Origin of the sequence: Pseudomonas sp. PvP100 (assembly GCF_017833055.1) — a bacterium.
Taxonomy (GTDB): domain Bacteria; phylum Pseudomonadota; class Gammaproteobacteria; order Pseudomonadales; family Pseudomonadaceae; genus Aquipseudomonas; species Aquipseudomonas syringae.
Window position 1 is genome coordinate 3,859,390 of sequence record NZ_JAFIBO010000001.1, and the last position, 18,133, is coordinate 3,877,522.

Consider the following 18,133-nt stretch of genomic DNA (forward strand, 5'->3'; position numbering starts at 1 on the left):
GGCCTCCCGGTCAGGGCAGCGCTCACCTCAAAGAAAGGAAATACACATGGACACCGGAACACTGGGTTTGAATGTTTTGTGGCAACAGGCCGACGTTGTCACCCGTGGCGTGGCCTTGACGCTGTTGGTGATGTCGATTGCGTCCTGGTACGTGATGGTCGACAAGCTGGTGCGCCTGGCACTGCATCGCCTGCGTTCACCGAAGTTGCTGGAGGCGTTCTGGAGCGCACCGACGCTCAAGGATGGCGTGCAACAATTGGGTCATCACAGTGCCTACGCCGAACTCACTCAGGCCGGCGTCAGCGCCGCACGCCAGCACCGTGATGCGCTGGATGGCGACATGCATCCGCCGGCCTTCAGCGAATGGCTGAACCGCGCCTTGCGCCAAGCCACGCTGACCGTGGGCGGACAGTTGCAAGGCGGCATGGCGATTTTGGCCACCGTGGGTTCCAGCGCCCCCTTTGTCGGTTTGCTCGGCACCGTGTGGGGCATCTATCACGCCTTGATGAAGATCGGCCTGACCGGCGACGCGAGCATCGACAAGGTTGCAGGCCCAGTCGGCGAAACGCTGATCATGACCGCTCTGGGACTGGCCGTGGCCATTCCGGCCACCCTGGGCTACAACCTGCTGGTGCGCAGTAACAAGCAGACCCTCGCTGAACTGGGCAAGTTTGCCTTCGAACTGCACGACCTGCTGGTGATCGGCGCCCGTGCGACCCCGCGCGGCGGGCAGCCTGCGCGCAGCACGTTCAACGCCCAAGCGGAGGTCGTCTGATGGCCAGTGGATTGCTGGGCGGGGATGAACAGGAAGAGGACGGCTTTAACCCCGAGATCAACACCACGCCACTGGTGGATGTGATGCTGGTGCTGTTGGTGATCTTCATCATCACCGTGCCGGCCATCCAGCACTCGGTGAAGATTGACCTGCCCAAGGCCGCCGCGCAGCAGGACAACAAACCGCCGCCCTCCGTGGATCTGGCGCTGGACAACGAAGGCCACCTGCATTGGGACGACCGCGACATCAGCGACAGCGACTTGCCGGGACTGATCGCCGAGGCCGCCGCGCGTCAGCCGGTACCGGAGTTGCACCTGCGTGCCGAACGCAACACCCCGTATGAAAAGGTGGTGCAGGTAATGACCGCGGCGCAGTCCGGTGGCCTGGAAAAGATCGGCTTCGTGACCAAGACCGTTACGCCTTAACAACCGCGCCGCCTTCACCCCCCTTCCTCGGTCGGCTGTTACAGCCGGCCACGGCGAAGTGCGCGCGACAGGAATCAACCAGGCCGTGAACGGCCGTTTTCGAAGGTGCTGTCATGTTTCGCAAATCCTCGTTGTATGTGCGTGCAGGTCTCGGTTTCGCAGCGTTTTCCCTGGCCTTGCCATCATTTGCTGCCGATGTACCACCGGCCATCGACGACAGTACATTGGCCACGCTGCCTCAAGTCACTGTAAAGGCCACCAAGCGCAAGCCGGCGCTGCACCAGCAGACCAACAGCGGCGCCTTGGGCAGCCATGCGGTGATCGACACACCGTTTTCGTTCAAGAGCGTAGGCAGCGACGAAATCCAGGCCCGTCAGGCGGGCATCCTGTCTGAGGCCGTCAAGTACGACGCCTCCGTCACCTCCATCAGTTCGAGCTATGGCACCCACCCCGCCACACTGGCCGTTCGCGGCCTGCCCCTGGATGACCTGAACGGCTACAAAGTCGACGGCATGGCCAACATCAACCGCGGTGTGGAAATGCCTCTTGAGATGTTCGAGCGGGTCGATGTGCTTAAAGGCCTGTCGGGCTTCATGTATGGCTTCGGCAGCCCGGGCGGCATCGTCAACTACGTGACCAAGCGGCCTACCGACAAGACCACCCTCAGCGTTGATGCCGGCTACCAGTCCGACAATGTCTATAAGGAACATCTGGATGCCGGAGGGCGTCTGGATGACCCGCGTTTCGGCTACCGGGTCAACGTGGTGCATGAGGAAGGCGATGCCGCTTCGGGTGACGCCAAGGTCAACCGCACGGCAGTCGGCGTGGCCCTGAACGCGCAGCTCAGTGATGACTTGAGCGTTGACTTGGACACTCTGTACCAGAAGCGCAATACCAGCGGTGGCACCGACATCATCGTCAACACCAAGAACGCCTTGCCCAGCCCTATTGACAGTAGCAAGCGCCTGTACAGCAATGGCTCCTACACCGATGTCGACTACAGCCTGTCGACCGTGAGCGCTACCTACAAGTTTTCTCCCGACTGGACCGGTAAGCTGGCCTACCGCTACTCCGATTCGACACGCCGTTATGTGAAAGACCAATACCAGATTTCCAGCGACGCCGGCGCGTACACCGACAAGGTTACGTCCGAGTATCACGCCTACGACTACAACGACACCATGGGCACCCTGGAAGGCAAATTCACCACGGGATGGTTCACTCACGACGTGGTACTGGGCGCCAGCTATTCCCAACTGAACTCGGACAAATCCGTGGTCACCCCGAAGACCACCGTGGGCAAGGGCAATCTGTACAACCCGACGATCTTCTCGGTGTACAACATCGACTACAGCGGCGGTACCTACGGCGACGACAACGTCAAGGAAAGCGCAGTGTTCGCCAGCGATACCATTGGTCTGGGCGAAAACTGGTCGTTGCTGGCGGGCCTGCGCAACGAAAATTACCGTGAGCAAACCCGCGGCTCCGCCACCTCCGCTGTGACGCCATACAGGGCCCGGCCGGCAACCCCAACCGTTGCCTTGATGTACAAGCCGACCAAGGACGTGACGCTGTATGCCAGTTACGTCGAATCTCTGGAAAGCGGCGGTACCGCACCCAGCAGCGCAGTCAACTCCGACCAGACCCTGAGCCCGCTGCTCAGCAAGCAATACGAGGTGGGCGTGAAAGCCCAGCAGCGTAACTGGAGTGCCACCGCCGCAGCGTTTCGCATCGACCGTGGCGCCGAGTACACCAATGACGCCAACGTCTACGTGCAAAGCGGCACCATCCGCTATCAGGGCCTAGAGCTGAACGCCAGCGTCGATGCCACGCCGGACCTGACAGTGGAAGGTAGCGTCATGTCACTGGACTCGGCCTACCACGATGCGGGGGACGGTGTGGACGGAAACCGCGCAGCTGGTGCGGCGCACTATCAGGCTGCTACCCAGGTTACGTATCGTGTGCCCATGATGCCCGGAATGTTCCTGCACACCGGTGCCCAGCGTATCGGCGAAATGGCGGTGGATTCAGGCAACGTGCATACCCTCCCGGCCTACAGCCTGTTCGATGCTGGGGGCGGCTATCGTCTGCGTCTGGGCGATGGCCATGCGCTGACACTGGGTGCCAACGTCACCAACCTGGCCAACAAAAAGTACTGGACCTACTACCAGGAAAACTACCTGCAACCGGGTTCGCCACGTACTTTAAGCCTCAATACCCGTTATGACTTCTAGGCCCGTGATGATGAAATCGACTTTGTTGAAGTATGCGGGGTTGGCGCTGGGCGTGTGCCTGGCGCTTCCATCAGTGGCCGCGCCTCTGGACACCACCGGCCTGCGCCTGGACAAGGTGGTACTGGTGATGCGCCACGGTATCCGTCCGGCTACCAATACCGCCGAGTTGCAACGCTGGTCGGCCAAGACCTGGCCAGCGTTTGGTGTCCGCGACGGTCAGTTGACCGACCATGGCCGCGCCGCCACCGTGCTGCTGGGCCAATGGCAACGCCGCACGCTGGATTCGCTCGGCCTGTTCAAGGCGGGACAGTGCCCGCAGGCGGGGGATGCCTACGTGTGGTCCAGCCCGGTAGCGCGCACCCAGGCCACCAGTGCGGCGTTGGTAAAGGGGATGTTCCCGGGCTGCAACGTAGCGATACACCATGTGCGTGAGAGTGAAGACCGGCTGTTCCACGGCGGCGAAAATGGCCTGGCGTCGCTGGACCCGGCGCGCACCCGGGCGGCAATGCTGGCAGCCATGGGTGGCAGCGTTGACGCAGCTCGCGAGCGCTTTGCCGCGCCGCTGCTGGCCATGCAGCAATTGGTAGGCGTGCCGACGACCTGCGGGAAAAAGACCTGTGCCTTGAGCAAGCAACCCTGGACGCTGAAAGAGAAGGAAGGCGTCACCAAGCTCAGCGGTCCGTTGAGTGTGGGCGCGGCCATGAGCGAAACCTTCCGCATGCAATACGCCGAAGGCTTGCCACTGGACCAGGTGGCGTTTGGCGAAGGGCGCACTGCCGCAGACGTATCGCGTTTGATGGCCTTGCGTTCGGGCAAATACGCGCTGAGCAATCACGTACCTTACATCGCCCAGCGGGGTGCTTCGCAATTGCTCGGACAAATCCTCCTGGCTCTGCAACCGACATCCGTGGGCAGGCCGCCGGGTAGCAAATGGTTGGCGTACGTAGGCCACGACAGCAACATCGCGCAGTTGCGAACGCTGCTGGGCTTTGACTGGAAAATTGCCGAATACCCCGAGAATGACGCAGCACCGGGCGGCACTATTGTGTTTGAACGCTGGGTGAACGACCGCACAGGCGCGCAGTTTGTCAGCGTTGCCTATGTGGCGCAGAGCCTGGACCAGTTACGCAATTTGTCCAGTGAACCGCCGTATCAGGCGCAGTACCCGGGGTATGCGGGAGAGGAGTTGATGCCATTGAACGGGTTTGTTGCCGACATGGAAAAACGTATCGACCGGTCTGCGACTGAGGTACAGCATTACGACAACCCTTGAAACAACAGCTTTGGCCCAACAACAGTCAACATTCCCCCCAAAAACCGCCAATGCCTGTCCACCCAACGCCCAACGAATCAAACAAAAAACCGCTCCTTCAACGGCACCAGCGCCGCCCCCAGCGCCGCCGCATCCCCATTCGTCTCGCTCAGCAATAACTGCGGCCGAGGCGGTGGAGAGTTGTAGCGATGGGTGCCCCAGAAGGTCGTCGCGGCGATCAGGCGTTTTCCCAATTCAGGCGGCAATTGCCCGCCAAACACAACGGCCTGCGGATCGAACAACCCGGCCAGCGCGTTGATCAGGCGATCCAGTGTGGGCTTGACGCGTGTCAGCCAGGTATTCACACCGGGCCAGTCGGGGTCGAAGCGCAGGCGCAGGTCTTCGATCGAGTCGACCTGCATGCCGCTCTGATGCAGGTCTTCGAGCAAGTAACGCAAAGCCGGGCGGTTTATCGATTCTTCGTCGTTGTAGAGGGTGATCTCGCCTGCGTTGCCGTGGCTGCCGAAATACGGTTTGCCGTTGATGACGACGCCGGCGCCGAAACCGAAGTTGAACGACAGGTAGATGAAGTTGCTGGCCCAGGCGCCCACGCCGACCAGGCTTTCGCCGATGGCTGCGGTGGTGGCGTTGTTTTCCAGCCAGACCGGCATGCCGAAGCGTTCCTCCAGCACCGGTTGCAGGTCCATCAATGACCAGTCGCGCAGCGGTTCAGGCGCATTGATCTGGCGGTTTTCAAGAAAAAAGCCGGCAATCGCGAAGCCCATGCCGACGACGCGTTGCGCTTCGATACCGTTGCGCTGAAGCATGCGCTCGATGGTCTTTTCCAGCGAATCCAGGGTGCTGTTGCGGCTTAACGGCGGCGTGCGCAGGGTGACTTGTTCCAGCACATTACAGCCCAGATCGGCGACGCAGACTACTGCCGAGTCGGTGTTGATCGATACACCAATGGCATACACCGCTTCGTTGACCAGTTCGATGCGCGGGCTGGGTTGGCCGCGACCGTTTTTGACGCGCTCGCCACTGCGCAGCAGGCCACGGCTGATCAGTTCTTCGATGAGCCGGTGCACCGACTGCTGAGCCAGGTCCATCTCGGTTGAAACCGTGGCACGGGTGATCGCGCCTCGACGACGAAGGATGTCCAGCAACTTGCGTTCATTGAGGCTCAACGGTTGATGCGAATGAAGTGGCGTGTCGAGGTCGAGAGGCATGGAATCTTCAAATCGTAGGAGGATTAAAACAGTCGGCGTGTGAAGCAGTGTATCGCCCACCATCCATTGCACGCTTCCATCATGAAAATTTAATAAAAGTCACGCAGGTCACAAATACTACACACAACCTGTATTAAATGGCATTGAGTTCTTGTGAGTGTCCTCATGCCTTCCATCCGTAAGATGCTTTCCGCGCTGGCCCTGCTGCCGCTCGCGACACACGCCTTCGCTGCACCGGCCGAGTTCTGGTACAGCCACAGTGGCGCGGCCGGGAGCGCCATCGCGGATCTGTGCAGAAACTTCAATTCACAACGTGAAGAAAGTGATCGCCTGCACTGTGTTTCCCAAGGCAGCTATGAGCAGACGCTGCAGAAAACCGTTGCTGCTTACCGGGCGGGCATAGGCCCGGCACTGGTGGAGATTTACGACGTCGCCACGCCTGACATGCTCTTGGGCGGTGCCACCCGACCTGTCGAGGCGATCATGGCCGATCATCACAGGGCCTATCCCGACGACACCTTTCTGCCAGCCTTGCGGCGCTACTACGCCGACGATCACGGCACGCTCGCGGCGCAGCCTTTTGCGGCGTCCACAGCCGTGCTCTACACGCACAGAAATGCGTTGGCCGCTGCCGGGATCAGTGCGCCACCCGCCACGTGGGAAGCGTTTGCGGATGCCTTGCGAGCCCTGAAGAAAAGCGGCCAGAAATGCCCGGTCGTCAGCGCGGTTGCACCCTGGATCTGGCTGGAGCAGGCCAGCGCAGCGCAAGGCACTGACGTTGCGATTCGCTCCGCAGGCAGTGACCGCTACCAGTTCGACAAAGGCGCCCATCTGCGCCTTATGAAAGACCTCGCGCAATGGACTCATGAAGGTCTGGTGGTCCATGAGGACTCAACCCGCAGCGGCCAGCAGGCACTGGCGTTTGCCACCGACGACTGCGCCATGCTGATCGACTCCACCGGGGCGTGGAATGTTGTGCACAGCACGCTCAGATCCGATATCCAGGTCACGACACTGCCAATTTACGCGGGTACCCAGCGACGCGCCAACGTCCCCGGAGGTTCCTCGCTGTGGGTGATGCGCGGGCATTCCGTGAGGGATTATCGGCTGGTCTCGGAATTCCTGGCTTTCGTGCTGCAACCGGACAACCAGTTGATGTTCAGCGCACGGACAGGCTACCTGCCCGTCACTCAGGCTGGCGCTGCACGTTTGCAATCTGCTGCCAGCGAGCCATCGGCGATCACGGTCGGACTGACAGTGCTGAACGATATCGACGGTCAGCCCTCCGCACCTTTGCGCTGCGGTTTTATCACGCTGATGCGTCTGATCTGGTCACAGGAAATGGAGAACGCGCTCGCGGGTCGCCAGAGCATCGATCTGGCCATGCGCCAGACAACGCTGCGCGCCAACGAGCTGTTGGGTCTGTTTCAGCAGATGCACCAGGCCCAGGCCAGCAATGAGTCAAACGAGGCAACGCCATGAAACCGCGTGCACATTTCCCTCAGCCACGTCTGGCGCTGCTGTTCGCCCTGCCGCAACTGCTGGCGCTCGGCCTGTTCTTCTATTGGCCTGCGGTCCAGGCCATCTGGTGGTCGTTTCATCTGGTGCCGCCCTTCGGCGGTAATGAAATCTTCGTTGGCCTGAGCAACTATTGGCGTGTGCTGAAAGACCCCGGCGTGCTGGCGTCGCTGGGCTCGACGCTGGTGTTCAGCTTATCGAGCGTCGTGCTTTCGATCGTCATCGCGCTGGTGCTCGCACTGTGCCTGGAACTGAAACTGCGCGGCAACGCCGTGTTTCGCAACCTGCTGATCTGGCCCTACGCGGTATCGGGCGCAACCATCGGTATCGTCTTTCATGTGCTGGCCAATCCGGTGATGGGCATCTTCGCCTGGCTCAACGCGATTGCACCCGGCACCTGGGCGCCCTACTCCAGCCCGATACAGAGCATGCTGTTGCTGATCGTGGCGTATGCCTGGTGCCTGGTGCCGTTCAACTTCGTGATGCTGGTCGCCAGCCTGAAATCGGTGCCCGACGACTACCTCGCCGCTGCTGCACTGGATGGAGCCGGTCCCTTGCGGCGTATGCTTGACATACAACTGCCCCTGATCGCGCCCTATCTGCTGTTCGTGTTTGTCATCGACCTGCTGGAAAGCCTGTCGAACAGTTTCGGGCTGGTCGACACCCTCACCCAAGGCGGACCTGGCGACACCACCAATGTGCTGGCCTACAAGATTTACACCGACGGCTTCATGGGCCTGGATCTGGCCGGCTCATCGACCCTGTCAGTGCTCATGCTGCTGGCGGTGGTGGCGCTGAGCGTCGCTCAATTCAAACTCCTGTCGCGCTTCCAGCGCCGCGGGGTGAAAGCATGATCGAGCATAACCGGCTGTTCAACGCAGGCGCTTACCTGTTGCTGATCCTGGGGCTGCTGTTCGCGCTGGGCCCGCTGTACATGGCGGTCTGCTCGGCGACCGTCAGCAATCCACAACTGTTCGCCCACGGCCTTGCAGTGATACCCGGCGACCAACTGTTGGAAAACCTGCAGCAGGTCACCCGGCGTCTCGATCTGCTGCGCCTGCTGGGCAACAGCCTGCTGGTCGCCACGCTGGTGGTGATCGGCAAGCTGACGCTCTCGGCGCTGACGGCCTTTGCCGTGGTGTACTTTCGCAGCCGCTACAGTTCGGTGATTTTCTTCGCTGTGCTGGGGGCGCTGCTGCTGCCGCTGGAAGTAAGGATCATCCCCACGTATTCGGTGGCCAGCGATCTGCTCGCCCCCGTACGCAGCCTGTTGCACTGGCTGGGCATTCAATGGCTGCCGCTGCCGACCATCAATTTGCTGGACAGTTACCCCGGCCTCGCCCTGCCGCTGATTGCTTCGGCCACCGGCACCTTCCTGTTCCGGCAGTTCTACCAGACGCTGCCCGCTGAACTGGTCGAGGCCGCACGCATGGACGGTGCCGGGCCTTGGCGGTTCTTCATCGACATCCTGCTACCACTGTCGAAGACCAACTTTGCAGCGCTCGGCACGCTGGTGTTCATCGGCGCCTGGAAGGACTACCTATGGCCGTTGGTGGCAACCAATCGCGAGGACATGCGCACGCTGGTGCTGGGCGTCGCCAGCTTCCTGCCAACCGATGCAACCCAGGTCCCCGAGTGGAACCTGCTGATGGCCGCTGCTGTGGTCAGCATGCTGCCGCCCATCCTCGTCATTGCGCTCATGCAGCGATGGTTTGTCAAAGGCCTGATTGGAGTCGGTAAATGAACGCGCTCACCCCTATTACCTGCGCGCCGGATATTGTCCTCAAGGGCCTGCACAAAACCTATGGCGCAGAACCCATCCTTCACGGGCTTGATCTGGTTTTCAAGGCGGGCGAACTCAACGTCATCCTCGGTCCGTCCGGGTGTGGCAAGTCCACGTTGCTGCGCATGGTGGCCGGGCTGGAAGAGGCAAGCCAAGGGCAGATTCTAATGGGCGGCCGCGACGTTACGCGCCTGCCGCCCAAGGAACGCGGCTGCGCCATGGTGTTTCAGAACTACGCGCTCTACCCGCACATGAGCGTGGCCGACAATATCGGCTACGCGCTCAAACTGGCGCGGGTTGCACGTAAGGAGCGTGAGCAACGCATACGCGAGTGCGCCGCGTCACTGGGCCTGGAGGACCTGCTGCAACGCAAGCCCGGAGAGCTTTCCGGCGGCCAGCGCCAGCGCGTCGCCATCGGTCGGGCGTTGATCCGCAAACCGCCGGTGCTGCTGTTCGATGAGCCGCTGTGCAATCTGGACAGCGCGCTGCGTCATGAAATGCGTCTGTTGATTCGCAGCCTGCACCGGCAGACCGGCGCGACGATCCTGTATGTCACCCATGATCAGACCGAAGCCATGACCCTCGCCGAGCGCGTGGTAATTCTCGACAAAGGCCGTGTCGAGCAGATCGGCACGCCGGCCGAGATCTACGATCAACCCGCCAGCACATTCGTCGCCAGCTTCATCGGCACGCCGCCGATGAACCTGCTGCCGGTGCATTGCCTCGACGACAGGATTTTGCTGCTCGCCGATGGGCAGCGTTTGCCCATCAAGCTCGGCATTGCCAGCAACCGGACCGGCAAATGGCTGATGGGCCTGCGCCCCGAGACCTTCATGCTCGACCAGGAAGGCGTGACTGCCACAGTGGAGTCTTCGGAAAATCTGGGCAGCCACACGCTGCTGTATTGCCAACTGGCTGGAACGCGCTGCGTTGTCAGCCTGGCCGGACGGCAACATCAGATACCCGGCACCCAGGTTCGACTCGCGATCAACTCCACGCCCTTGCTGTTCGATATCGAGACCGGCCAACGCCAGCTCGTGACTTTCTCCCACACCACCAAGTGACCCGCCATGCTCAAACCTGCTCCCCTCGTCCGCTCGTCCCTGATTGCCCATCGCGGTGCCAAGGCTTACGTGCCGGAAAACACTCTGCTGGCCCTGGAAAAAGCTGCCGCATGCGGCGCCGAGTGGGTCGAAATCGACGTGAAGCTGACCCGTGATGGCCAGCCGGTCGTGATTCATGACGACTTGCTGGACCGCACTACCAACGGGCGCGGCGCCGTCGTGCTGCATGAGCTGAAAGCTATCCGCATGCTGGACGCGGGCAGTTGGTTCGCGCCTGAATTCGCCGGCCTGCAGGTCCCGACTTTTGAAGAGATCGTGGCCTGTGCGCTGCGCCTGAACCTGGGTTTGCAGGTCGAACTCAAGCCGACCATTGGCGACGATGTCGAGACGGCGGAAGTGGTGATGCCGATCCTCAAAAATCTGTGGCCCGCCGACAACGATCGGTTGTTCGTCTCCAGCTTTTCGGTGCGCTCGCTAACGGCCGCCCGACGCTTGTGGAACGACGTACCACTGGCTATCGCCTCCGTGGTGGCGCCTGCCGATCCAGTCGCGCTGTTGGCCGAATATGACTGCCGGATACTCCACGTACTTGACGATATGCTCGATGACCATCACCTTGTTCGCCTGAAAAGCAGCGGCGTCGAATTCGCCGTGGCTACCATCAACAGCCCGAAGCGTGCGCACTACCTGCTGGAACATGGCGCACAGTCGATTCTCAGTGATTACCCGGACTTGTTGAACCTGCCGAACGGAGGCTGCCTGCAATGAACAACCGACTCAGCGTCGCGATGCAAGCCGTAGAAAAGGCCACTGGCCTGGCCATGGCGTATTTTAACGACCGCCACACCCTCGACATCACCACCAAAAGCGCGCAAGACCTCGTCTCCCGCGCCGACTTTGAAGTAGAACAACTGCTGCGTGCAGAACTGAGCAAACACTTCCCCGACGATACAATCCTCGGCGAAGAAATGGGCGGCGAATTCATCACCGATGGCTGGGTCATCGATCCCATCGACGGCACCGGCAACTACCTGCGGGGCACCCCATTGTGGGGAATCGCGGTAGCGTACATGTCGGCAGGCGAGCCCGAAATCGGCGTCGTTGCCTATCCGGCACTGGGCTACACCCTGGCAGCCCGCACAGGCGATGGCTTGCTGCGCAACGGAGTCCCCTTTGTCCGCCCTCAACCACCCGAGCACCTGCGCATCGCTGGCGTCGGTGAAAACACCCGCTGGGATGCCGAAGAGATGGGCAAACTGCACCTGAGCCTGCGCCGACAGGGCTGGGGCCTTGCTGGTTATCGCTGCGCCACCATCGGCCTGGCGTTCGCCGCTTTGGGGCAGACAGACGGCTACATGGAGAAATTCACCAGCCTGTGGGACATCGCAGCAGGCGCAGTGATCTGCCGGGAGGCCGGGTTGTTGTGCACGATTGAAGGCGAGCAGAAGCAAGGCTCGATGACGGTGATGGTAGGCCGTGAGGAGTTGATGGGGATTTTTGGTGCGTGATGCGCCGGGCTAGTCGACGCAGTTTTCTGACTGCGTTTGTCCGCCTGCTGGCGTGCCTGCCCTTCGTCAACAGCAGGCTGCTGGCGGCAGAAACCTTTACCGCATTGCGCCAGCCTGCAGCCGAGAAAGGCATACGGTTCGGCTTTGCAGTTGATCCGGCAAAGCTGAATGACGACGCGGCCTATCGGCAACTGGTCGCCCTACAGGCCAGCATCGTTGTGCCAGAAAATGCCTTGAAGTGGCAGACCGTCCACCCCGAACCAGAGCGTTACAACTTCGCGCCCGCCGACGCAATCGCGGCGTTTGCCAAAGCGCATGACCAGCGTATGCGCGGGCACACCTTCTGCTGGCATCGTTCTTTACCCGACTGGGTTCACCACACCGTCACCCCGATGAACGCCGAAGCAGTGCTGACGACGCACATCAGTACCGTCGCCAGCCATTATCGCGGCCTCATCAGCGCATGGGACGTCGTCAACGAAGCCATCCAGCTGGAGGACGGCCAGCCTGACGGGCTGCGCAATTCATTCTGGTATCAGATGCTCGGGCCTCGCTATCTGGACATAGCCTTCAAGGCTGCGCACAAGGCCGACCCGGACGCCCTGCTCTGCTACAACGATTACGGCCTGGAAAAGGATACCCATTACGGCGAAAGCCGACGCACTGCCGTGCTCGCCCTGCTGCGCGGGCTCAAGCAGCGGGGCATTCCGATACACGGCCTGGGCATTCAGTCCCACCTGCGTGCAGGCGACACATTTGGTCCGGGCCTGTCTCGCTTTATTCTGGCAGTGCGTGATATGGGATTGTCGATCCACATCACGGAACTCGACGTCGACGACAGCCACTTGACTGGGTCCATCGCAGATCGTGATGGATCAGTTGCAGCGACTTATAAGCGGTATCTCGACGTGGTGCTTGCCACGCGCTCGGTGTCTACCGTTATTACGTGGGGCGTTTGGGACAGCCCGCATGTTGCCGGCGCCACGGCCAGCAACGGGCCGTTGGCACAACGGGCATTGGCGTTTGGCCCACGAGGTGAGGTTAAGCCGGCAAGCTGGGTGATCGCGCATTGTTTCGAAAACGCGCAAATGCAGAAGGATGCGCGGATTTAGGTGCTCAGCGGCTTCGCGTCAGCCGTACAGCCAGCGTGGTTCAGCGCTTTCTGACGCCTGAAAACGACGAAGCCCCCGATAAACGGGGGCTCCGGTTCTGGAACTGAATGGCAGGTTCCAGCTATATCCTAGAACGGTAGTTCACATAAGCAGGAAAACAGATAAAAACAATTCTTCCAACCCCCTAATTCTTCGAGGATATCCCGACTGAAAGCGTGATCTCTACGAAAAACGTAGAGAACACTCGCACTGGACTCACTGCGACTGCTTGCCTCCGCCTTCCCCCTAACTCTTGCGTAAAGCATATTGTTGACGCTGACGCCGATTTGACCCATATGCCGAGATGTCACTGACCCAGTCCGATTCCTCGAAAAACATTACCTGGGCAGGGGTTGTGCCGATGTGGAGGTGGGGCAGTCCCGCGTCGGCAAGTCGGCGCAAAGCGGCTTGCGTTGCCTCGGCGTTTGACGGGTGCGACGATGTCTTCAGGGTCTTCGTCAGCATTATCAGCGACGAGTACAGCGACACGCTCGGGCTCGTTAAACGGTGCAAGCTGCGGGATTTGAGGGTCGACGGTTTGCTCGGATTTACGACCGAACAAACGGTCGCGCAGCAACTTGATTTGCTATTTCAGGTCGAGGATCTGACTGTGTTGAGCACGGCGTTCCGCAAGCAGTATTTGCTTGAGTAGAACAGGGTCATCAGGAAGATCATCGGACATCGAAATCATGCCCGGATTATACCCGTCAGGCGACGAATCTTGGAGTCAGAACTTGATGAGGACGGTTGCGCCACAGATCAAAGCCGTCGAGCATCCAGTTCAGTTCCTGAACCGTCAGTACAATCGCCTCGTCGCGTATATCAGGCGATGTTTTGAAGCGCTCGTCTTTCAGGCGCTTGAGCCAAAGGCAAAAATTTAGGAGTTAGAAACGTCTACGAAATTCGGGTAGATTCATTGCCACATCATTTGGCTCCCGAAAACCTGAATCAAATAGTGTCTATTTTGTCCGGTCCGACTATTCTGAGAATGCAGTCGGTACCAATGAACAGCCGCAACCAAACCGGCCCAACCACTTTAATACTGACCAAGGGTACTCCTGATGGCGAACATTGTAATTAACTCAGGAATTAGTATACAAGCGGCGGATTTTTATGAGGCCGGCATGGATCTCTGATTGAGACCCCCTTCGCAAGCATGGAAGAGTTGGTTTTTCAATGAGATAGATCTGAAAACTATCTCTAGTGTTTTTTGTGTGTGCGGGGCAATTAAAATAATTATCTATTTGGTGTGCGGAGATTATTAGTAATCAAGAACCAAATTGATGTATCTATCAAACCCTGTCGGTATGCCGCACTCAGATAACGTATCATAAATGCGAGACAGGGTGTCGCTCTGCCTGAATATTAAATCACCCACTGAGAAACGATACAGCTCAATACTCCTATCGTATCCTGCATCATAGGCATCTTTGCACCAAGCGTCTATCGCTGTATTGGAAAGTGTAAACGGCGGCGGCAATTTCTGAAATTCTTTCGAATAAAATTCTAGGACTTGCCTATAATGATTCCTCGCTTTAAAAGCTCGCTCGTTATAAGTGATTAAGTTTTGTAGCTCGCCATTGCTAACTCCGTAGTCCTTCGCGACATTAGAAATCCAATTGGTCGAAATCCTTATAGTGTTAAAGATCCATTCACGAGACGGCAGCTTTTTTCTTAAACCAGCTTTTCCCTGGCGTACAAATGATCGAAGATCTTGGTAAAGATGGTCAAAGTTTGAAAACGAATTAAGGCCGCGTACAGCTTTGTCTGAACCATAAAGATTTAGTTGCAGGTGCAGGGATATGTAGACTCTCCTTATGGCGCTGTATATCTGTATACACTCAAAACCTACGGCATCGTTATTATTAAGTGCAGATGCGCTTGATTTTAATTTTTGGTATTGAGAAGCAAGAAACTCCTTCGTTATTATGTGCTTATTAGGCTGGGGGCACTGAACGTGATTAGACTGGCAAAATAACAATTTCGCCTCTTGATAGATAGTCCAAGCTAAATCAGAGCCTGTTTCGAACATGGTCGTTAACTGTTTTTTTGATATTATTTCTACCTCATTCTCAATGCATATTCCAAGATCATCTTTAACTCGGCAAATCAAGTGAAAAGGATCTAACTCAGATACTATCAATAAATCCAGATCAGAGAATTCGTCTTGCTCACCTCGTGCGGCGGAGCCATATAAATAAATGGCTTCTACGTCTTTACCATACATCATGAACTGATGGGTAACTTTATCGAGACTAATCATGGAAGGTGCGCCATTTCGCTGTCAAACTTGCTACTAGTGAAGTATTCAGCTCGTTCGAAAACCTTTTGTAAAAGCGATTGATCGACAAGCTTGTTTTCAAGCAAAAAACAAAGAACGAAAAGAGAGCGCAACTGGATATAGGGTTTTATTGAACCTGATGTTATGCTGATGTTGAGCTCGTTATACCCTCGAAGCAGCGCCTGAATATTTTCTCTAACTTCATATTTTTTGACGATGAGGTTGTACGCCATAACACCTAAGTCAAAATTCCGATTTGCCAGCTTAGAATCTTCAAGGTCTATAAAGTATATAACGCCATTTACATATTTTGCGTTCCCTAACCACGCATCACCATGTGAAAGGACTGCGCAATCAGTCGAGGCCAGTGCTTGTATCGAGTAGCAATTATCGAGGAGCTTTGATGCTAAAGGCTTTGGTATGTAAGAGTGCTTTTCTATTGAGCTCCTGATTCTATAGCATTCGCTTTCAATGGAAAAAATACGAGAGGTATATTGTAAGAAAAAAGATGTTGGTGTCCTGTGAATTTCTGCTAACGCTTTAGAAAATAGAAATATATCTCTGGGATCGCTAGTTAAAGTTCGCCCACCAACATGAGCATACAGAACAGCCAACCTGTCTTCGCCTGCTAGTGTTAGATTAATATATGCATCGCCATTAATAGAGTTTATAGCAGTGGCCACGCCAATGCCGCTTGCAGATAGCCTATTTATGACGTGCATTTCGAAAGATATGTCGATTTTATCTCTTGATGCGGAAAATATCTTTAAATAATATTTTGTGTTTTTGCATTCGACTCTCAATGTGTAATTCATACCTTTTACAAGCAGTTCTATATTCGTAATGCTCGTCGGAAAACTGAAATTTGCATTTAATATTTTCGTTATATCCCTAATGACTTGTTCATTGTAAGGCGCCGAGCTAGACATGACCGTACTCCCGAACGATGCCTTCTATGGAAAGTAAAAAAACAAGTTGATCCATTGTGAAAGAGGTCTTTTTTTCAAAAAAATTAAGTAGGAAGTCGGAAAGCGCATCTGCATCTACCAAGCCCAATTCGATAAGGGCTAACTCTTTACATTCAAACTTTATTTGTTTTTCGTTTTTTAGAATGTAGTTTAGCATGGCTGATGTGAAGTTCTCCTTTCTGTAACCTGCTGGAAACAAATCGAAATTTAATTGTTTTTGCAAAAAAGACTTTAGCACTTGCTTTTTGCAACTATCACGAATATTTAGCCTTTTGCAGGGCGCGACAATGCTAGGCATAGTAAATGGCTGAAGTGGCCATAAACCCAACCTAGCAATTTCTCGAGTTTGCACTCCAAAGCCATTATAAACTGTCCGGGCCATCAAGCCCGGAGGTGCAAAAAAAACAGAATCGATTGAGGCTGCCAAGTTAGCTCGCGCACTCAAATAGTTTGGCAGCGAGCGGTCAAACTTACTATTTAGTCCCATCTGCCCTCGCTGAATGTAAAATAACTCGTCTCCCCCTTGTCCGTTTATGATTGAATCGTACCCTCTGGACTTAGCCTCAGACCACAGCCTTTTAAAGCCGTTGATATAAAATTCGTCTCTGTAATGTGGTTTCTGTCTTTCTAAAAGTGGGATTAATGGAGGGAATTCATCAATATGGATTGAATAGTCTTTGAATCCTAATGCATCGATTAGCTGATTTCGCCTTTGTATTTGATGAGTGCCAAGTTCATCACCAATTAATAGTCCTAAAGAAAAATTATCACCGCTGTATTTAGAAGAAAAATAGGCAGCTATCGCAGAGTCTATACCGCCACTTATTTCCGTAGCGCTGCGCAATCCTAGGCGTGATGTGTGATTAAAATAGGAATGCAGCCTTTTGATGAGTTCAATTTCTGGAAGCGCTTTTTCTAGGTCCGCCTCATAGTCTACTTCAGCCGGGTAATGAAAGTCTAAACCATTGGGGCTATATATAAGTGAAGACCGCTCAGTTAACAGTTGGACACCCTCAAAAATAGTCTCGACGCTGTAGGGGGTTAGCAATGACAATCGGTGCGCTATAATTAAAAAGTTTGGCACGCGGGGAGCTCTGGATAGAAGCTTTTCTACGTCCCATGAAATACATAGTGTATCGTCGTATTTTTCAAAATAAGCTGGTAAGCTTGGTGCTCGCCCTGCGTATACGCTTATGCCTCCTGCGATGTCACCTATGACGCCTTCAATAACATAAAAATTTTCAAAGCAACGCACGATATTTGCTCTAGCATTTTCGATTTCTTGATAGGTTGTGCTGATTCCGCCCTTAAGTACAGGTATTTGAGTTGGCTTTTCAAACATCGACTCCTCGCCCGAATATGTGGACACATCATAGACTAGCAATATCCAGCTATCTTTTGTGTGCAAAAAATCCCAGCGCACGGCTCCGTGTGTAACAACATTAATGTAGCCACTATTCCAAGCTAGCCCGGTATTTACAAGCTGTGGAAGTATGTGAGATTCCGCGAGAGAAAATTTCATTTCAAACACTTGTCTATCTCCGTTTGAACTTCGCTTTAGCCAGAGCCCACAGAGTGCATTACGGAACACTCTGTGGGTACTCACTGTGATTTACATGTAATGAAAACTTCCAGAATCACCGGAACCGTCAGCTTTTGGACTCGGACCGCCACCGCCTGGTCCTACAGGTCCGTCTACATTGAGCGAACGTTCTGCCTGCTTGATATGCGTACGTAAAATTTTAATCGTAGGATTCAGGCTTTGGGATTTTGAGAGTTTACGCATCAGCTTATTCATATTAATACCTCGCAATAACGAAGGGTTAAAAATTACAATGCTGATCATCAGCGCTGATAATCTCCAATATTTTTTCTGTGGCTGTCAAATACCATTACAAAAATTCACGAAATATTAAAGTTAATGTAAATCTACTGACACGAACCG

17 protein-coding genes and 1 pseudogene are annotated in these 18,133 nt (G+C 55.9%); 11 read left to right on the top strand and 7 right to left on the bottom strand.

Going from position 1 to position 18,133, the window contains the following annotated elements; genetic code table 11:
- The first annotated feature begins 46 nt into the window (after positions 1-46).
- The 4 genes from JOE39_RS16445 (at position 47) to JOE39_RS16460 (ending at position 4,707) form a co-directional block, all read left to right on the top strand.
- The gene (locus JOE39_RS16445) at positions 47-775 is read left to right on the top strand and encodes a MotA/TolQ/ExbB proton channel family protein (protein WP_024692404.1); all 729 of its coding nucleotides are present in this window, start codon (positions 47-49) and stop codon (positions 773-775) included.
- Entirely contained in the window at positions 775-1,200 is a 426-nt protein-coding gene (locus JOE39_RS16450; RefSeq protein WP_024682577.1) for a biopolymer transporter ExbD, read from the top strand. The genes JOE39_RS16445 and JOE39_RS16450 overlap by 1 nt, the downstream gene beginning before the upstream one ends.
- Positions 1,201-1,313: 113 nt before the next feature.
- Entirely contained in the window at positions 1,314-3,434 is a 2,121-nt protein-coding gene (locus JOE39_RS16455) for a TonB-dependent siderophore receptor (protein ID WP_161421412.1), read from the top strand.
- A gap of 7 nt (positions 3,435-3,441) precedes the next feature.
- Complete coding sequence (locus tag JOE39_RS16460) at positions 3,442-4,707, top strand: histidine-type phosphatase (protein ID WP_210078558.1); 1,266 nt, start codon at positions 3,442-3,444, stop codon at positions 4,705-4,707.
- 77 nt (positions 4,708-4,784) lie between these two features.
- On the opposite strand, the gene JOE39_RS16465 is transcribed toward JOE39_RS16460, so the two are convergent.
- Positions 4,785-5,915: an ROK family transcriptional regulator gene (locus JOE39_RS16465; RefSeq protein WP_003391817.1), complete on the bottom strand. Its 1,131-nt coding sequence runs from the start codon at positions 5,913-5,915 to the stop codon at positions 4,785-4,787.
- A 165-nt stretch (positions 5,916-6,080) separates the two neighbouring features.
- On the opposite strand from JOE39_RS16465, the gene JOE39_RS16470 reads away from it, so the two are divergent.
- Genes JOE39_RS16470 through JOE39_RS16500 form a run of 7 tightly spaced genes read left to right on the top strand, consistent with a single transcriptional unit; the run spans position 6,081 to position 12,900 of the window.
- Positions 6,081-7,397 (top strand): extracellular solute-binding protein, encoded by a 1,317-nt coding sequence (locus JOE39_RS16470; RefSeq protein ID WP_210078557.1) that lies wholly within the window; start codon positions 6,081-6,083, stop codon positions 7,395-7,397.
- The gene (locus tag JOE39_RS16475) at positions 7,394-8,287 is read left to right on the top strand and encodes a sugar ABC transporter permease (RefSeq protein WP_003391815.1); all 894 of its coding nucleotides are present in this window, start codon (positions 7,394-7,396) and stop codon (positions 8,285-8,287) included. Before JOE39_RS16470 ends, JOE39_RS16475 begins: the two co-directional genes overlap by 4 nt.
- The gene (locus tag JOE39_RS16480; RefSeq protein WP_057406092.1) at positions 8,284-9,177 is read left to right on the top strand and encodes an ABC transporter permease subunit; all 894 of its coding nucleotides are present in this window, start codon (positions 8,284-8,286) and stop codon (positions 9,175-9,177) included. The genes JOE39_RS16475 and JOE39_RS16480 overlap by 4 nt, the downstream gene beginning before the upstream one ends.
- Entirely contained in the window at positions 9,174-10,280 is a 1,107-nt protein-coding gene (ugpC, locus tag JOE39_RS16485) for a sn-glycerol-3-phosphate ABC transporter ATP-binding protein UgpC (RefSeq protein ID WP_004394159.1), read from the top strand. Before JOE39_RS16480 ends, ugpC begins: the two co-directional genes overlap by 4 nt.
- Positions 10,281-10,286: 6 nt before the next feature.
- Positions 10,287-11,048 carry a glycerophosphoryl diester phosphodiesterase gene (locus tag JOE39_RS16490; protein ID WP_003317090.1) on the top strand — a complete coding sequence of 254 codons (762 nt, stop codon included), beginning with the start codon at positions 10,287-10,289 and terminating at the stop codon, positions 11,046-11,048.
- Entirely contained in the window at positions 11,045-11,788 is a 744-nt protein-coding gene (locus JOE39_RS16495; protein ID WP_003317091.1) for an inositol monophosphatase family protein, read from the top strand. Before JOE39_RS16490 ends, JOE39_RS16495 begins: the two co-directional genes overlap by 4 nt.
- Complete coding sequence (locus JOE39_RS16500) at positions 11,788-12,900, top strand: endo-1,4-beta-xylanase (protein ID WP_057445417.1); 1,113 nt, start codon at positions 11,788-11,790, stop codon at positions 12,898-12,900. The genes JOE39_RS16495 and JOE39_RS16500 overlap by 1 nt, the downstream gene beginning before the upstream one ends.
- Before the next feature lie 425 nt (positions 12,901-13,325).
- Here JOE39_RS16500 and JOE39_RS16505 read toward each other — a convergent pair.
- From JOE39_RS16505 to JOE39_RS16530, 6 genes and pseudogenes are all read right to left on the bottom strand, one after another.
- Positions 13,326-13,630, bottom strand: a pseudogene (locus JOE39_RS16505) (transposase); the annotation flags it as partial.
- A 16-nt stretch (positions 13,631-13,646) separates the two neighbouring features.
- Positions 13,647-13,793, bottom strand: coding sequence for a hypothetical protein (locus JOE39_RS16510; protein WP_210078673.1), 147 nt, complete (start codon positions 13,791-13,793; stop codon positions 13,647-13,649).
- A gap of 407 nt (positions 13,794-14,200) precedes the next feature.
- Positions 14,201-15,202 (bottom strand): nucleotidyltransferase domain-containing protein, encoded by a 1,002-nt coding sequence (locus JOE39_RS16515; protein WP_016569105.1) that lies wholly within the window; start codon positions 15,200-15,202, stop codon positions 14,201-14,203.
- Positions 15,199-16,149 (bottom strand): phosphotransferase, encoded by a 951-nt coding sequence (locus JOE39_RS16520; RefSeq protein WP_017278728.1) that lies wholly within the window; start codon positions 16,147-16,149, stop codon positions 15,199-15,201. The genes JOE39_RS16515 and JOE39_RS16520 overlap by 4 nt, the downstream gene beginning before the upstream one ends.
- Entirely contained in the window at positions 16,142-17,710 is a 1,569-nt protein-coding gene (locus JOE39_RS16525) for an asparagine synthase-related protein (protein WP_141251820.1), read from the bottom strand. The genes JOE39_RS16520 and JOE39_RS16525 overlap by 8 nt, the downstream gene beginning before the upstream one ends.
- A gap of 90 nt (positions 17,711-17,800) precedes the next feature.
- Positions 17,801-17,986 (bottom strand): hypothetical protein, encoded by a 186-nt coding sequence (locus JOE39_RS16530; RefSeq protein ID WP_139218885.1) that lies wholly within the window; start codon positions 17,984-17,986, stop codon positions 17,801-17,803.
- Positions 17,987-18,133: the final 147 nt, after the last annotated feature.

Coding starts and splice junctions, on each gene's coding strand:
- JOE39_RS16500 (WP_057445417.1), top strand. CDS start 11,788: ATGCGCCGGGCTAGTCGACGCAGTTTTCTGACTGCGTTTGTCCGCCTG.
- JOE39_RS16455 (WP_161421412.1), top strand. CDS start 1,314: ATGTTTCGCAAATCCTCGTTGTATGTGCGTGCAGGTCTCGGTTTCGCA.
- JOE39_RS16525 (WP_141251820.1), bottom strand. CDS start 17,710: ATGAAATTTTCTCTCGCGGAATCTCACATACTTCCACAGCTTGTAAAT.
- JOE39_RS16450 (WP_024682577.1), top strand. CDS start 775: ATGGCCAGTGGATTGCTGGGCGGGGATGAACAGGAAGAGGACGGCTTT.
- JOE39_RS16480 (WP_057406092.1), top strand. CDS start 8,284: ATGATCGAGCATAACCGGCTGTTCAACGCAGGCGCTTACCTGTTGCTG.
- ugpC (WP_004394159.1), top strand. CDS start 9,174: ATGAACGCGCTCACCCCTATTACCTGCGCGCCGGATATTGTCCTCAAG.
- JOE39_RS16520 (WP_017278728.1), bottom strand. CDS start 16,149: ATGTCTAGCTCGGCGCCTTACAATGAACAAGTCATTAGGGATATAACG.
- JOE39_RS16515 (WP_016569105.1), bottom strand. CDS start 15,202: ATGATTAGTCTCGATAAAGTTACCCATCAGTTCATGATGTATGGTAAA.
- JOE39_RS16465 (WP_003391817.1), bottom strand. CDS start 5,915: ATGCCTCTCGACCTCGACACGCCACTTCATTCGCATCAACCGTTGAGC.
- JOE39_RS16490 (WP_003317090.1), top strand. CDS start 10,287: ATGCTCAAACCTGCTCCCCTCGTCCGCTCGTCCCTGATTGCCCATCGC.
- JOE39_RS16460 (WP_210078558.1), top strand. CDS start 3,442: ATGATGAAATCGACTTTGTTGAAGTATGCGGGGTTGGCGCTGGGCGTG.
- JOE39_RS16445 (WP_024692404.1), top strand. CDS start 47: ATGGACACCGGAACACTGGGTTTGAATGTTTTGTGGCAACAGGCCGAC.
- JOE39_RS16470 (WP_210078557.1), top strand. CDS start 6,081: ATGCCTTCCATCCGTAAGATGCTTTCCGCGCTGGCCCTGCTGCCGCTC.
- JOE39_RS16495 (WP_003317091.1), top strand. CDS start 11,045: ATGAACAACCGACTCAGCGTCGCGATGCAAGCCGTAGAAAAGGCCACT.
- JOE39_RS16475 (WP_003391815.1), top strand. CDS start 7,394: ATGAAACCGCGTGCACATTTCCCTCAGCCACGTCTGGCGCTGCTGTTC.
- JOE39_RS16530 (WP_139218885.1), bottom strand. CDS start 17,986: ATGAATAAGCTGATGCGTAAACTCTCAAAATCCCAAAGCCTGAATCCT.